Origin of the sequence: Acidovorax soli (assembly GCF_014207955.1) — a bacterium.
Classification (GTDB): Bacteria; Pseudomonadota; Gammaproteobacteria; order Burkholderiales; family Burkholderiaceae_C; genus Acidovorax; species Acidovorax soli_A.
In genome coordinates this window covers 1-15,221 of sequence record NZ_JACHLK010000010.1, presented here as the reverse complement: position 1 = coordinate 15,221, position 15,221 = coordinate 1, and the positions used below count along the sequence as shown (strand labels likewise).

Below are 15,221 nucleotides of genomic sequence, written 5' to 3'. Positions count from 1 at the left end.
AAGCTCAGAACGCGACCACAGGCTGGGGGTCCATGGACCGCCAAATATACCAAGTCGCCACGCTCGCCCAGGGCCGCCAGGCCTCGGCGACTTCGCGGGCTTCGCTGCGGCTCACCGTCTCGCCCGAGAAGTAGTTGTGGCTGATGCCGCTGATCAACCCCACGTCGTCCAGGGGCAAGACATTGGGGCGCATCAGGTAGAAGATCAGGAACATCTCGGCCGTCCAGCGGCCGATGCCGCGAATGGCCACCAGCTCGGCGATGATGGCCTCGTCATCCATCGAGGCCCAGTCCTTCACGTGCAGCTTGCCGCCGTCGAAGTGCAGGGCCAGGTCCACCAGGTAGTCCACCTTGCGCGCCGACAGGCCGGCCGCGCGCATGTCGTCCACCTTGAGCTTGAGCACATTGGCCGGCTTCATGCTGCGCGGCAGCTTGGAAAAGCGCTCCCACACGGCCTGGGCGGACTGCGCCGAGACCTGCTGGCCCACGATGGAGCGAGCCAGCGTGGTGAAGGCATCGCGCCGGGTCTGCAACGCGGCATCGCCGAACTGCGGGATCAGGCGCTTCATCACCCGGTCCTTCTTCATCAGGTGCTTGCAGGCCTCGGCCCAGTAGGTGGGCGTGGACGGCACCACGACCTTGGCAGAGGCAGACGACGACTCGGCCGCGGCGGATACAGCAACGGCCGCAGCAACGGCGGCGACTTCGGGGGCCAACAGTTCTTCTTTAGCCATTTTTTTGCGTACCGCAGCCATGTTGGTTGTTCTTCTTGTTCTCGTGTGCGTTCATTCGTTCTTCGTTCGGGGGCATGCGGATCTTGGTTGTTCTATCTATCTGACTATCTGACGGGCTATCGCTATCTATCTATCTGTCTGTCTATCGCTTGGAGCGGACCACACAACTCGGCGCAGCAACGACGCCAGAAGGGTTTGTGGGCCGCTCGCTCTTACTTACTGGGCCGCCTCCCAGGTGGTGCCGGCGGCCGAATCCTTGAGCACGATGCCCTGGGACAGCAGCACCTGGCGGATGCGGTCCGCCTCGGCAAAATTCTTGGCGGCCTTGGCGGCAGCACGCGCGGCGATCTGCTCGGCGATGGCGGCCTCGTCCAGCCCGGCACCGGCCTGCAGGAAGGCCTGCGGATCGCCCTGCAGCACCCCCAGGCAGCCGCCCAGGGCCTTGAGCAGGCCGGCCAGTTCGGCCGAGCGGGTCTTGTTCACCTCGCCCGCCAACTCGAACAGCACGGCCATGGCTTCGGGCGTGCCGAAGTCCTCGTCCATCGCGGCCTTGAAGCGCGCGGCGTAGGGGTCGGCCCAGTCGATGGCGGCCACGGGGGCCGGCGCCACCAGGCTGAGCGCGGTGTACAGACGCTTCAAGGCATTGCGCGCGTCGTCCAGGTGGGCATCGCTGTAGTTCAGGGCACTGCGGTAATGGGCACGCACGATGAAGAAGCGCACCGTCTCGACGTCGTACTTCGCCAGCACCTCGCGGATGGTGAAGAAGTTGCCGAGCGACTTGCTCATCTTCTCGTTGTCCACGCGCACAAAGCCGTTGTGCACCCAGAATTTCGCCAGGGGCTTGCCGTTGGCGCCCTCGCTCTGGGCGATCTCGTTCTCGTGGTGCGGGAACTGCAGGTCCATGCCGCCGCCGTGGATGTCGAAGGTCTCGCCCAGCGTCGCGCCACACATGGCCGAGCACTCGATGTGCCAGCCGGGGCGGCCCGAGCCGAAGGGGCTGTCCCACTTGGCTTCGGGCGGCTCCTCGGGCTTGGAGGCCTTCCACAATACGAAATCAAGCGGATCTTCCTTGCCGTCGAGCACGGCCACACGCTCGCCCGCACGCAACTCGTCAATGGACTTGCCCGAGAGCTTGCCGTAGCCGTCGAACTTGCGCACCGAGTAGTTCACGTCGCCATTGCTGGCGCGGTAGGCCAGGCCCTTGCCTTCGAGCGTGCCGATGAGCGAGAGCATCTGCGGCACGTACTCGGTGGCGCGCGGCTCGATCGAGGGCGGCTCAATGCCCAGGGCCGCGATGTCGGTGTGCATGGCGGCGATCATCTCGTCCGTGAGGGCACGGATGGTGATGCCGCGCTCCAGCGCACGCTTGATGATCTTGTCGTCGATGTCCGTGATGTTGCGCACGTAGGTCACGCGCAGGCCGCTGGCACGCAGCCAGCGCTGCACCACGTCGAACGCCATCATCATGCGGGCGTGGCCGATGTGGCACAGGTCGTAAATGGTCATGCCGCACACATACATGCGCACATGGCCAGGTTCGAGCGGGGAAAAGTTCTCCAACTCACGCGACAGCGTGTTGTAGATGCGCAAGCTCATGGAATGTCAGTCTGGGGAAATCGGCAGGGGGGTGTGGGTGAAGCCTGTTCACCCGGCAGCAGCGGGAAACAGGCCCCGACAGGGGCGCGCCCAGCGTGGGCGCCCATCGAAATCACCAGCGGCAACAGCGCACCGTCATGACCACCCCCTCAGCTACAATCCGCCGCAGTATAAGCCCCGCCAGGGTCCGACGCTGTCAAACACCTTCCATACCCTCATGAAGCAACCCGTTAGCCGCACCCTCCCCCGACTCCTGCGCCTGGTGGCCCTGACCGCCCTGATCGGCTCCGGTCTCGCGCATGCGGCCGACGACTACGCGGACATCACGCAACTGCTCAAGGCCGGCAAGGCGGGCGACGCCCTGGCCAAGGCCGACCAGCGCCTGGCGGCCAACCCGCGTGACCCGCAGCTGCGCTTTCTGCGTGGCGTGGCCCAGTCCGACTCGGGCAAGCCCGCCGAGGCCATCGCCACCTTCACCAAGCTGACCGAAGAGTACCCCGAGCTGCCCGAGCCCTACAACAACCTGGCTGTGCTCTACGCCAACCAGAACCAGCTGGACAAGGCCCGCACCGCGCTGGAGATGGCCATCCGCACCAACCCCAGCTACGCCACGGCGCACGAGAACCTGGGCGATATCTACGCCAAGCTGGCCAGCCAGGCCTACAACAAGGCGCTGCAGCTCGACGCCACCAATGCCAACTCCGTCAAGCCCAAGCTGGCGCTGATCCGCGAGCTGTTCTCGGCCGACCCGGCGGGCAAGCGCCCTGCCGCCGCCGCTCCCGCGCCAGCCCCCGCCGTGGTGGCCACCCAGCGCCCGGCACCGGCGCCCGCGCCGGCAGCAACCCCGGCGGCACCCGCCCCTGCGCCTGCGGCAGCTCCCACGCCCGCCCCGGCGCCAGCCGCTGCAGCCCCGGCACCGGCAGCAGCAGCCACCCCGGCCGCTCCGGCAGCCGCAGCGGCCGCCACCCAGGACGTGACCGCCGCCGTGCAGGCCTGGGCTGCCGCCTGGGCCGCCAAGGACATGAAGGCCTACCTGGCCGCCTACGACAAGGACTTCGACCCGCCAGGCCGCCAGACCCGCGCCGCCTGGGAGAAAGAGCGCGAGGCGCGCATCGTGGGCAAGTCCAAGATCGCGGTGCAGGTCTCCGACATCACCGTGAGCGTGAGCGGCAACAAGGCCACGGCGCGCTTTCGCCAGGCCTACAGCGCCGACGCACTCAACGTGACCAGCCGCAAGACGCTGGACCTGGTGCAGAACGGCGGCCGCTGGGCCATCGTGCGGGAATCCACCGGCGGCTGATGGGCATGCACGACATGGCGACGGTGCCCACCACCGCGTGGGCTGGCCAACACACCAGCCCCTGAACGACGCACGGACATGATGGTGGAGCCGTCCCCCTGGGGCCGCCGCACGGCGGCCTTTGTCATTGCCATGGCCAGCGCTGCGCAGGCCCTGCCCGCCTTCGCGCAGAACCCGCAGGCGCGCATGCGCACGGGCGCCGCGGCCAAGCCCGCCAAGGCGCCCGAGGCGCTGCGCGACGGCCAGGCCGAAACCCGCCTGCTCGAGGTCTACCAGCTCACCGGCGAAGGCCGCGGCCGCGAGGCCCTGGCCCGCGCCGAAAGCCTGGCGCGCGACTACCCCAACTTCCAGCTGGCGCAACTGGCCCTGGGTGACCTGCTCAACGCCCGCGTGCGGCCCGTGCGCAAGCTCGGCGACGTGCCCGAAACCGACGCCGCGCGCGCCCCCGAGGCCGGCGGCATGCTCGACGAGCTGCGCACCGAGTCGCTGCAGCGCGTGCAGGCCCACAGGAACCGCCCGGGCGCAGACCGCATGCCGGCCCAGTTCCTGGAGCTCTCCTCGCGCTCGCGCCATGCGATCGCCATCGACGCCTCGCGCTCGCGCCTGTACCTGTTCGAGAACACCGACAAGGGCCTCAGGCTGGTGGCCGACTACTACGCCTCGGTCGGCAAGCTGGGCATCGAAAAGCTGGTCGAAGGCGACCAGCGCACACCGCTCGGGGTGTACTTCATCACCAGCCGCCTGGACCCCGCCACGCTCAAGGACTTCTACGGCGCCGGGGCCTTGCCCATCAACTACCCCAACCCGCTGGACCAGAGCCGCGGCAAGACCGGCAGCGGCATCTGGCTGCACGGCACGCCACCCGACCAGTTCGCGCGCGCGCCGCTGGCCACCGATGGCTGCGTGGTGCTGGCCAACCCCGACCTGGAGCGCATCCTGCGCCAGGTGGAGCCCCGCTCCACCCCCGTGGTGATCGCCCGCCAGCTGCAGTGGGTGGCCGCGCACAGTGTGCAGGCCGAGCGCAAGGCCTTCGAGGCCGTGCTCAACGCCTGGCGCAGCGCCAAATCGCAGGGCGACATGGCCAAGCTGACCAGCTTCTATGCGCCCGATTTCCAGAGCTACCGGCAAAAGCCGCTGACCGAATGGACCAGCGTGCTGCAGGCCGAGACGCGCGCCCTCAAGGGCCGCGAGATACAGCTCAAGGACAAGTCTTACCTGCGCTGGACGGACGCCGCCGACACCATGGTGGTAACGTTCGGCGAAGTCGCCGAAGGCGCACGCACCGGCCCCGTCAAGCGCCAGTACTGGAAGCGCAAGGGCCAGCAATGGCAGATATTCTTTGAAGGAGTGATTGGATGATTTCCAAGAGAAACGCGGCCCTCTCGCTGGCCAGCATCGCACTGTCCGCCCTCGTCGGCATCGCCCCGGCCCAGGCGCAGGACGCCCCCAAGGTCAAGCTCGCCACCTCCATGGGCGACATCGTGCTGCAGCTCGACCCCGCCAAGGCCCCCAAGACGGTCGAGAACTTCCTGGCCTACGTGAACGCCAAGCACTACGACGGCACCATCTTCCACCGCGTGATGGACGGCTTCATGATCCAGGGCGGCGGCTTCACGCCCGAGATGCAGCAAAAGCCCACGCGCTCGCCCATCCCGCTGGAAGCCAAGAACGGCCTGAAGAACGACCTCTACACCGTGGCCATGGCGCGCACGTCCATCCCCGATTCGGCCACCGCGCAGTTCTTCATCAACGTGAAGAACAACGACAGCCTGAACGCCCCCAGCCCCGACGGCCACGGCTATGCCGTGTTCGGCAAGGTCGTGAGCGGCACCGAAGTGGTCGACAAGATCAAGGCCGTGGCCACCGGCAACAAGGGCGGCCATGCCAACGTGCCCACCACCCCCATCGTCATCACCTCGGCCACGGTCGTGAAGTGATCGGCGACCCCTCCACCCCTTTCCTGAAGAAAGCATTGCCATGAGCAACCCCCAAGTCGAACTGCACATCGCCGGCTACGGCGTCATCACCCTCGAACTCGACGCCGCCAAGGCGCCCAAGTCGGTGGAGAACTTCCTGGCCTACGTGAACAAGGGCCACTACAACAACACCATCTTCCACCGCGTGATCCCCGGCTTCATGGTGCAAGGCGGCGGCTTCGAACCCGGCATGTCGCAAAAGGGCACCGACGCCCCGATCCAGAACGAAGCCAACAACGGCCTGAAGAACGCCAACTACACCGTGGCCATGGCCCGCACGAGCGACCCGCACTCTGCGACCGCCCAGTTCTTCATCAACGTGGCCGACAACGGCTTCCTGAACCACACCGCTCCCTCGGCCCAGGGCTGGGGCTATGCCGTGTTCGGCAAGGTGGTCTCGGGCGCCGAAGTGGTGGACAAGATCAAGGCCGTGAAGACCGGCCGCAAGGGCTTCCACGATGACGTGCCGAAGGAAGACGTGATCATTGAAAAGGCCGTAGCCCTGTAAAGCCAGAAGCAGGCCGCGTCACCCCGTGACCACGACCGTGCCCCGGTTCGAGGAGCTCATCGCTCCCTCGCACTGGCGCACGGTCGATTTCATTTCGGACCTGCACCTGCAGGCCAGCGAGCCCGCCACGGTGGCCGCGTTCCAGCACTACCTGGCCAGCACTCCGGCCGATGCGCTGTTCATCCTGGGCGACCTGTTCGAGGTGTGGGTGGGCGACGATGCCATCGACGAGCCCGGCAGTTTCGAGGCCGAGGGCTGCGCCGCACTGTTCGCCGCCTCGCAGCGCCTGCCGCTGTACTTCATGCACGGCAACCGCGACTTCCTGGCCGGCCCGGTCTTTCTGCAACGCACCGGCATGACCGGCCTGGCCGACCCCACAGTGCTGGTGTTCGGCGGCCAGCGCCTGGTGCTCAGCCACGGCGACCTGCTGTGCCTGGACGACGTGGACTACCAGCGCTTTCGCGTGCAGGCGCGCAGCAGCGCCTGGCAGCAGGCCTTTCTGGCCCAGCCCCTGGCCACACGCCGCGCCCAGGCGCGCGGCATCCGCCAGGAGAGCGAGAACAAAAAACAGTCGGGCGCCACCTACGCCGACCTGGACACCCCCGCCACCCTCGCCTGGCTGCAGGCGGCCAACGCCGACACCCTGGTGCACGGCCACACCCACCGGCCCGCAGAGCACGCCCTCGCCCCCGGCCTCACCCGCGTGGTACTCAGCGACTGGGACGCCGCCGCATTGCCCCCGCGGCTGGAAACACTGCGTTTGTCGCAGGCGGGCTTGGAACGCATCGCACTCGACCCCAAGTAAGAGGGGTCCGAATTCCAGCGGCATGTTTTTTCGGCATGCTCTGACACCATGCCCCCCATCCTGAACCGGCTCTGGCGCCGCGTGCGCACCACCGTCGCCCCCGTGCCCGACATCTCGGCCACACTGTGGCTCGAGACCTTGCAGCGCTACCCCTTCCTGGCGGCGCTGTCGCTGCACGACCAGTCCAAGCTGCGCGCGCTCAGCGCCTTGTTCCTGCACCACAAGCAATTCCATGGTGCGCACGGCATGGAGGTGACCGACGCCATGGCCATCGACATTGCCGCCCAGGCCTGCCTGCCCCTGTTGCACTGGGGCGACCCGGCCAAGGCCCTCGCCTGGTACGACGATTTCGTGGGCATCGTGCTGCACCCCGGCGAAGCCGTGGCCCGGCGCAAGACCATGGACGAAGCCGGCGTGGTGCACGAACACGACCAGGTGCTGCTGGGCGAGGCCATGGACCGCGGCCCCATCATGCTCAGCTGGGAGCACGCCTCCAACGGCCGCGAGAACACCGAGCGCGGCACCAACGTGGTGGTGCACGAGTTCGTGCACAAGCTCGACATGCGCAACAAGGGCGAGCCCAACGGCTGCCCGCCCCTGCCCGCAGGCTTCATGGGCACACGCACCGGCCGCGGCGCCTATGAAGCCTGGTGGAACGCCTGGGAGCCTGCCTACGAAGATTTTCGCGAAGCCGTCATCAAGGCCGAGCGCTTCGGCGCCGAGATGCCTTGGCTCGATGCGTATGGCGCCACCTCGCCCTCCGAATTCTTTGCCGTGGCCTGCGAAGCCTACTTCGTGAACCGCACGCGCTTCACCCAGGAGTTTCCAGGGCTGGTGCCCGTGCTGGATGCATTTTTCACACGCCCCAAAGAGGTGCGCTGAATCACAGACTTCCGAAGAACTCCCTGTTGGAATAGCGCTTGCCTCAGCGCCTGCATTCACGCAACAAAACGTTACATGAAATGCAAGGGACGCAATAAAGCGCCGCGGCCTCGCCCCGCGCAACAAGAACCGATATCCAACCTTGGGAGTATTCATGCCAGACACCGCGCTCAACGAACGACTGCAACGCACAGGCCTGCTGGCCGCTTTGGTGGTCCCCATGCTCACGGCCTGTGGAGGCGGCTCTGGCGACTCGGGTGAACCATCCGCCCCACCACCGGCACCCGCAACCGCCGTGTCACTGCTGGCCGGCAACCCGATTGCAGATGGCAACCAGGATGGCGCCAGCAAGAGCTCCGCGAGCTTCAGCACACAGGTCGCGGGCATGGCCCTGGGCCCTTCGGGCGAAGTGGTCATCGCCGACACCGGCAACAACCTGATCCGCAAGCTCAGCGCCAACCAGGAACAGGTCAGCACCCTGGCCGGCAGTACGGGGCCTGGTGCATTCAATGCCCCCACCGCGGTGGCCGTGGATGCAGCGGGCAACACCTATGTGGCAGACACCGCGAGCCACCTGGTGCGCAAGATCACCCCAGCGGGCGCTGTCACCACCTTGGCAGGCCAGGCAGGGGTCTGCGCCAACCAGGATGGTGCAGGCACCACCGCCACACTCTGCAGCCCCACCAGCATCGCCGTGGACAAGGCAGGCAGCGTGTATGTGGCGGAAGGCACCGGTCGCACTGACCGGTCGGGCACAGACCCCGCCGTGGCGGGACGGATCCGCAAGATCACGGCCAATGGCACCGTCAGCACCCTGGTCGCCCAGGCCAGCCAGAGCCCCTCGAACATGGGCTACGGCGCCACGGCCTACAAGCCCGTGCTTCTCGCGGCCGATTCTGCGGGCACCCTCCATTCGGCAGACTCCAACGACGGTGTGATCCGCAAATACATGGCGGACGGCCAGGCCACCGTGGTGTCTGGTGGCCGGTTCCGCAATATCAGGGCCATCACCTTCGACCCGGCGGATCGTCTGTTCGTTCTGGACAACGTTGTCGACAGCTCGTCGAACCCGATGTTTGGTGTCGTCAACCAACCAACTATCCACCGTGTCGGCAACGATGGCAGCGTCACGACCGTGGTCCGTGCCCAGACCGCATGCATCACCCTCGGCGTGAGTGACCTGTGCCAGCCGCTCGCCATGGTGGCCAAGGCCGACGGCCAACTGCTGGTGGCCGAGCGCAGCTCTGGCCGCGACAGGCTCAACCCCTACCTGCAGTTGCGCAGCTACACCGAGCAGGGCACGTACACGGTGGCTGCAGGCCCCGTAGCCCCCACGGGCACGAACGATGCGCAGGGCGCCGATGCACGCTTTGACAACCCCTGGTCGCTGGCCGCCAGTCCATCGGGCACGCTGTATGTGCGCGACAAGGGCAACACCACCATCCGCACGGTGCAGGCCGATGGGCAGGTACGTACCCTGGGCCAGCCGGGCGGGCAATGCGCTGCGGTCACCGGCCTCGCGAGCGAACTGCTGTCCCGCGAATCGGCCCTGGCCACCGACGGAGCCGGCAACCTGTACTCGCACATCGATTCGCGCATCCTGAAGATGGGCAACAACAAGTGCGAGGTCGTTCTCCTGGCAGACCTGAAGCCGCTGCTCAACCGCTTCCTCTCCAACGCGCTGACGGGCATTGCAGCGGACAGCGCAGGCAACGTCTATGTGTCCACCTACCTGGGTGCCATCTACAAGGTCGATACCAAAGGAACGGCCACGCTGTTTGCAGGCAGTGAGGGCACGGTGGGGCACCGGGATGGCACAGGCCAGGCCGCACAATTTGCGTGGTTGGGCCAAATGGCCACCGATGCAGCGGGCAACGTGTATGTGGTCGATGGCCTGTACTACAGCGCCAAGCTGGGCCCGACCATCCGCAAGATCACGCCTGAAGGGGTGGTCACCACGCTGGCAGGCAACCCCAACGCCGCACCCGGCCACGCCGACGGCGTTGGCGCCGCCGCACGGTTCTCGGTGGACTTGCGGGCAGAGCTCAAAACAGCCAGCCTGGCGGTGGACAAGAACGGCAACGTGTATGTCTCCGACCCCGCCAACGGCGTGATCCGCAAGATCACACCGGCCGGCCAGGTCAGCACCCCGGTGGGACAACTGGGGCGCCGGGGATTTGCCGCAGGAGACCTGCCGGGTGTCATCAACCGCCCCGGCGGCATCGCCATCCGTGATTCGGTGCTGTACGCCAGCATTGCGAATGGGGTGATCCAGGTCAAGCTGCCCTGATCGGCTCCAGGTAGCACAAGAGCCCTCGGACTCCGTGCCAAGGCACGGAGTCCGAGGGCTCTTTTTCTGAAACGCTACTTGCTCCCGACCCGCGCTGCAAGGCGTCTCAACTCGGCAACGAGATAAGGCACGTCCTGTCGGGCTGCCGCCATGAATTCGATGTCCGCGTCGGATGCACCATCGAACTCCATACCGCCCGTCGCGGTGACGATGCAGCTGGAGCCGCTGCTGTGGTCTCGCCCCTCCAGCATGGCACGCCAAGGTCCATCGGCCGCTGCTGCCGCGCGGGCTTCGATGGCGGCAAGCCGCTGCTCGTCAATCAACAAACCCAGTCTGCTCACTTCCGGGGCGTCCATCGCACCCTCCCTGGTTACTTCAGCAACCGCAAAACAGCGGCATTTGCGCGGGAATTTCTCGCATACTCAAAAGGCGAAGTGTCTCCAAAAATCTTCTCGCCTTTGGATGCCCCACTGTTCAGGAGCAGCTGGACCAGTTCTACACGCCCGGAAATGATGGCATTGAACAATGGCGTCGCACCCTGGTCGCCCTTTGCGTTGGGGTCGGCCCCAGCATCCAACAGCATTCTGGCAGCGCGCACATCGCCCCAGGTGCAGACCGTATGCAGTGGCGTATCGCCGAAATCATTGCGCTCGTTGACCGAGTTGATCTTCAACCCGAACCAGTCTGCCGTGTGTTGGCACCTATTGAAGAGGTCCTGAAGGTTGTCCATGGGTTCATCTCATCCAACAAATTGAAACTTCGGGCTTGGTCGCAAGCTTGACGGTCGCACGCACGCATTCGACGGGCCAGGTGCCTGCGATGCCAAGCCATCATAGGTCTGCCGGCCTTCCACACACGGGCCCCTTGCGCCCACCTCCGCCTTCGATCGCACCTGAACACTCCATCCAATTTTTGACAATTCATCCAATTTTGGATAAATTGTCTACATGACTGCACGCCCTTCCCTCCGCCGCGCTGCCACCAAGCCCGCGCGCACCCCCGAACAAAAAGCCCTGCTCTCTCAGATCGAGCAGGTGGCCCAGGGCCTGGCCGCGACCTTTGCGCCCTTCTGCGAGGTGGTGGTGCACGACCTGCTGGACCCGGGGCAGTCGATCCTGGCGATCCACAACAACCTCTCGGGCCGGGCCGTGGGCGAACCGACGACCGAGCTGGGCCTGGCACGCATCGCCGACCCCGACTACCCGCAGGTGATTGCCAACTACGCCAACCAGTTCGCCGATGGGCGGCAGGCCAAGAGCACCTCGGTGGGCATCAAGGACTCATCGGGCCAGTACATTGCCGCGCTGTGCCTGAATGTGGACCTCACGCAGTTCCGCAGCCTGCAGAGCATGGTGGGCCAGTTCACCGCCATCGATGGCGACACGGGGCTCACCGAATCGCTGGACCCGGCCGGGGCCGAGGCCATCCGCCAGCGCATCGACCAGTTCGCGGCGCGCCTGTCCACCGCGCCGCGCGCGCTCAAGGCGGCCGAGCGGCGTGCGCTGCTGCGCGAGCTGCGCGAGTCGGGCAGCCTGGAGGTGCGCCGCGCCATGGAGGTGGTGGCGCAGCACCTGGGCGTGTCGCGTGCCACGGTGTACGGCGACGTGGCCAAGTGAGGCGAGTTGAGCGCATGACCGCCCACCCCACCGCCACCGACCACGCGCAGGCCTCCCTGCTGCTGCTCGACACCCACCAGGTCAGCGCCCTGCTGCAGCCCCAGGATGTGCTGCGCGCCGTGCACGAGGCCTTCACCCTGCACAGCCAGCGCGCGGGCCGCGTGTTCCCCGTGGTGCGCGAGGCGCTGCCCACGGGCGGCGTGTTCGGCATCAAGTCGGGCGATGTGCCGGCGCAAGGGCTGCTGGGCTTCAAGGCCGCGGGCTTCTGGCCCGCCAACCGGGCCCAGGGCGGCGAGCCGCACCAGGCCACGGTGCTGCTGATCGACCCGGCCACGGGCCGCCCGCTGTGCATGCTGGACGGCAATGCCATCACCACCGAGCGCACGGGCGCCGCGGGTGCGCTGGGCCTGCAGCAACTGGCCCGGCCCGACAGCGCGCGCTTGTGCCTGTTCGGCACCGGCGTGCAGGCGCGCGTGCAACTGCGCTTTGCGCTGCGGGTGCTGCCCCAACTCACCAGCGTGCGCTACCTCACGCACGACGGCCGGCAGCGGCCCGATTTCGAAGCGCAGTTCAAAGACCTCTGCGAAGTCATCCACCGCACCGACGCCAACGCCGCCGTGGCCGAGAGCGACGTGCTCATCACCGCCACACCGGGCGGTGGCGCGCTGTTCGATGCCGCCGCCGTGCGGCCCGGCACCCATATCAACGCCGTAGGCACCGACACGCGCGGCAAGCGCGAACTGCCCGAAGGCCTGCTGAAGCGCGTCCGCGTGTTCGTGGACGACACGGCGCAGGCCCGCAGCCTCGGCGAAGCCCAGTGGGCTGCGCCCGACCTGCCCTGCACCGAGCTGGGCGATGTGCTCACCGGCCAGGCGCCGGTGGTGCCGCGCGGCGCGCAGGACATCACCGTCTTTGACATGACCGGTCTGGCCCTGCAGGACCTGACTGTCGCCCGCATGCTGCACACCCAGGCCCTGGCGCGCGGCCTGGGCACCGCCATCGCCTGGCCCTGGTGATGCCTGCCCCTCTTCTTCGCTTTCTTCTCCATCCACCACACCCACCACTGCCATGACCACTGCCCTCCAAACCCTTCCCACCTATGACGACGTCGTCGCCGCTGCAGGCCGCATTGCAGGCATTGCGCACCGCACGCCCGTGCTCACCTCGCGCACCGTGGATGCCGAGCTGGACGCCCAGGTGTTCTTCAAGTGCGAGAACCTGCAGCGCATGGGCGCCTTCAAGTTCCGCGGCGCCTACAACGCGCTTGCCAAGTTCGATGCCGCGCAGCGCAAGGCCGGGGTGATCGCGTTCTCGTCGGGCAACCATGCCCAGGGCATCGCCCTGGCCGCGCGCGAGCTGGGCGTGCCCGCCACCATCGTCATGCCGCAGGATGCACCCGCCGCCAAGGTGGCTGCCACGCAGGGCTATGGCGCCAACGTGGTGTTCTACGACCGCTACACGCAGGACCGCGAGCAGATCACCCGCGACCTGGCCGAGCGCAACGGCCTGACCCTGATCCCGCCGTATGACCATGCCGACGTGCTGGCCGGCCAGGGCACGGCCGCCAAGGAGTTGTTCGAGGAAGTGGGCGAGCTCGATGCCTTTTTCGTCTGCCTGGGCGGCGGCGGCCTGCTCTCGGGCTCGGCCCTGTCCACGCGCGCGCTGTCGCCGAAGTGCAAGCTCTATGGCGTGGAGCCTGAGGCCGGCAACGACGGGCAGCAGTCGTTCCGCAGCGGCGCCATCGTGCACATCGACACGCCCAAGACCATTGCCGATGGCGCGCAAACACAGCACCTGGGCAACATCACCTTCCCCATCATCCGCCGCGACGTGGACGACATCCTCACCGTGAGCGACGCCCAGTTGGTCGACGCCATGCGCTTCTTCGCCACGCGCATGAAGCTGGTGGTGGAGCCCACGGGTTGCCTGGGCTTTGCGGCTGCGCGTGCACGCGCAGCCGAGCTCAAGGGCAAGAAGGTGGGCGTGCTGATCAGCGGCGGCAACGTGGACATGGAACGCTTCTGCAGCCTGCTCGCCGGGTGAGCCATCCAGACCACGAGGGCCCTTCGCCATGCAAGAAGCATCCACCATCCCCCTGTCCCAGGTCGACACGCCCGCCGCGCTGATCGAGCTGCCGCGCATGCGGCGCAACATCGCGCGCATGCAGGAGCGCATGAACGCGCTGGGCGTGCGCTTTCGCCCGCACGCCAAGACGGCCAAGTGCCCGGCCGTGACCGATGCGCAGATCGCAGCCGGCGCGCAGGGCATCACGGTCTCCACCCTCAAGGAAGCGGCCGAGTTCTTCGCCCACGGCATCACCGACATCCTGTATGCCGTGGGCACCGTGCCGCACAAGCTGCCCCAGGTGCTGGCGCTGCGCCGCCAGGGCTGCAACCTGAAGATCATCACCGACAACCTCGCCGCGGCGCAGGCCATCGCGGCCTTCGGCCGCGAGCACGGCGAGGTGTTCGAGGTGCTGATCGAGGTGGACACCGATGGCCACCGCTCGGGCATCCGCCCCGACGAGGCCACGCTGATCGACGTGGGCCGCGCCCTGCACGAGGGCGGTATGCGCCTGGCCGGCGTGCTCACGCACGCGGGCGGCAGCTACGACCTGAACACCCCCGAGGCCCTCACCGCCCTGGCCGAGCAGGAGCGCGCCGGCTGTGTGCGCGCGGCCGAGCGCCTGCGCGCGGCAGGCCTGCCCTGCGCCGTGGTGAGCGTGGGCTCCACGCCCACGGCCCTGTCGGCCCGCGACCTCACGGGCGTGACCGAGGTGCGCGCCGGTGTGTACGTGTTCTTCGACCTGGTGATGCACAACGTGGGCGTGTGCAGCACCGACGACATCGCGCTGAGCGTGCTCACCACCGTGATCGGCCACCAGGTGGACAAGGGCTGGGCGATTGTCGACGCCGGCTGGATGGCCATGAGCCGCGACCGCGGCACGCAAAAGCAATCGCACGACTATGGCTACGGCCAGGTCTGCGATGTGGACGGCACGGTGCTCGAAGGCTATGTGCTGAGCGGTGCGAACCAGGAGCACGGCATCCTGTCGCTGGCCGCGGGCTCCGGGTCGGCGGACGCAGGCGACATTGCGCAGCGCTTTCCGGTGGGGCGGCAACTGCGGATCCTGCCCAACCATGCGTGTGCCACGGGAGCGCAGTATGGGGAGTATCGGGCGGTGGAAGGTGGGGTTGTGGTGGGGGAGTGGGGGCGGTTTGGGGGGTGGTGAGATCTGGTTGCTGCGTGCCTGCGTTGAGGTCGGAGGCCGGGATGTACGCCCGGCGGCGCAGTAACTTTCTCTTGGGCCGCCAAGAGAAAGTCACCAAAGAGAAGGCGGCCCCCAGTCTGCGTCCCCCGTTCGCCCTGTCGGGCGAACGGGGGCAGCCTGCGATGCTCGGATCTGGGGTGGGCGTCGATGAACTTATATGGACGCCTCCCGTGTGGCAAGCGGGTTTTGGAGTTTCTGACGTGGCGGGTTCATTGCGTCCTTATATCCGGCCTGTAAATGCAGC

The 15,221-nt window shown here is 67.2% G+C and carries 15 protein-coding genes; 11 read left to right on the top strand and 4 right to left on the bottom strand.

Translation table 11 applies throughout. The features are described from left to right. Positions 1-4: 4 nt before the first annotated feature. Positions 5-754 (bottom strand): DNA-3-methyladenine glycosylase family protein, encoded by a 750-nt coding sequence (locus HNP48_RS22480; protein ID WP_409362578.1) that lies wholly within the window; start codon positions 752-754, stop codon positions 5-7. 195 nt (positions 755-949) lie between these two features. Continuing rightward, positions 950-2,329 (bottom strand): cysteine--tRNA ligase, encoded by a 1,380-nt coding sequence (gene cysS, locus HNP48_RS22475; RefSeq protein WP_184861290.1) that lies wholly within the window; start codon positions 2,327-2,329, stop codon positions 950-952. 217 nt (positions 2,330-2,546) lie between these two features. Here cysS and HNP48_RS22470 point away from each other — a divergent pair, with 217 nt between their 5' ends. From HNP48_RS22470 to HNP48_RS22440, 7 genes are all read left to right on the top strand, one after another. Continuing rightward, complete coding sequence (locus tag HNP48_RS22470; protein WP_184861288.1) at positions 2,547-3,629, top strand: tetratricopeptide repeat protein; 1,083 nt, start codon at positions 2,547-2,549, stop codon at positions 3,627-3,629. Between the two features lie 78 nt (positions 3,630-3,707). Then, positions 3,708-4,988 (top strand): L,D-transpeptidase family protein, encoded by a 1,281-nt coding sequence (locus HNP48_RS22465; protein ID WP_184861286.1) that lies wholly within the window; start codon positions 3,708-3,710, stop codon positions 4,986-4,988. Further along, entirely contained in the window at positions 4,985-5,566 is a 582-nt protein-coding gene (locus tag HNP48_RS22460) for a peptidylprolyl isomerase (RefSeq protein WP_184861284.1), read from the top strand. Before HNP48_RS22465 ends, HNP48_RS22460 begins: the two co-directional genes overlap by 4 nt. A gap of 40 nt (positions 5,567-5,606) precedes the next feature. Continuing rightward, positions 5,607-6,113, top strand: coding sequence for a peptidylprolyl isomerase (locus tag HNP48_RS22455; protein ID WP_184861282.1), 507 nt, complete (start codon positions 5,607-5,609; stop codon positions 6,111-6,113). A 25-nt stretch (positions 6,114-6,138) separates the two neighbouring features. Continuing rightward, entirely contained in the window at positions 6,139-6,918 is a 780-nt protein-coding gene (locus HNP48_RS22450) for a UDP-2,3-diacylglucosamine diphosphatase (RefSeq protein ID WP_184861280.1), read from the top strand. 48 nt (positions 6,919-6,966) lie between these two features. Beyond that, the gene (locus tag HNP48_RS22445) at positions 6,967-7,800 is read left to right on the top strand and encodes a zinc-dependent peptidase (RefSeq protein WP_184861278.1); all 834 of its coding nucleotides are present in this window, start codon (positions 6,967-6,969) and stop codon (positions 7,798-7,800) included. Positions 7,801-7,954: 154 nt separating this feature from the next. After that, on the top strand, positions 7,955-10,090 hold the full coding sequence (locus HNP48_RS22440) for a hypothetical protein (protein ID WP_184861277.1): 2,136 nt from the start codon (positions 7,955-7,957) through the stop codon (positions 10,088-10,090). Positions 10,091-10,164: 74 nt separating this feature from the next. Here the strand turns inward: HNP48_RS22440 and HNP48_RS22435 are convergent, their stop codons facing one another. Continuing rightward, positions 10,165-10,446 (bottom strand): hypothetical protein, encoded by a 282-nt coding sequence (locus HNP48_RS22435; RefSeq protein ID WP_221480311.1) that lies wholly within the window; start codon positions 10,444-10,446, stop codon positions 10,165-10,167. Positions 10,447-10,460: 14 nt separating this feature from the next. After that, entirely contained in the window at positions 10,461-10,820 is a 360-nt protein-coding gene (locus tag HNP48_RS22430) for an ankyrin repeat domain-containing protein (RefSeq protein WP_184861275.1), read from the bottom strand. Positions 10,821-11,037: 217 nt separating this feature from the next. On the opposite strand from HNP48_RS22430, the gene HNP48_RS22425 reads away from it, so the two are divergent. Genes HNP48_RS22425 through HNP48_RS22410 form a run of 4 tightly spaced genes read left to right on the top strand, consistent with a single transcriptional unit; the run spans position 11,038 to position 14,938 of the window. Further along, entirely contained in the window at positions 11,038-11,706 is a 669-nt protein-coding gene (locus HNP48_RS22425; RefSeq protein ID WP_184861273.1) for a transcriptional regulator, read from the top strand. A gap of 14 nt (positions 11,707-11,720) precedes the next feature. Next, a complete protein-coding gene (locus tag HNP48_RS22420) occupies positions 11,721-12,722 on the top strand; it encodes an ornithine cyclodeaminase family protein (RefSeq protein ID WP_184861271.1) in 1,002 nt (333 codons plus the stop codon). Between the two features lie 52 nt (positions 12,723-12,774). Further along, positions 12,775-13,749, top strand: a complete 975-nt coding sequence (locus HNP48_RS22415) for a threo-3-hydroxy-L-aspartate ammonia-lyase (protein ID WP_184861269.1) — start codon at positions 12,775-12,777, stop codon at positions 13,747-13,749. Positions 13,750-13,777: 28 nt separating this feature from the next. After that, positions 13,778-14,938: a DSD1 family PLP-dependent enzyme gene (locus tag HNP48_RS22410; protein ID WP_184861266.1), complete on the top strand. Its 1,161-nt coding sequence runs from the start codon at positions 13,778-13,780 to the stop codon at positions 14,936-14,938. Positions 14,939-15,221 lie beyond the last annotated feature (283 nt).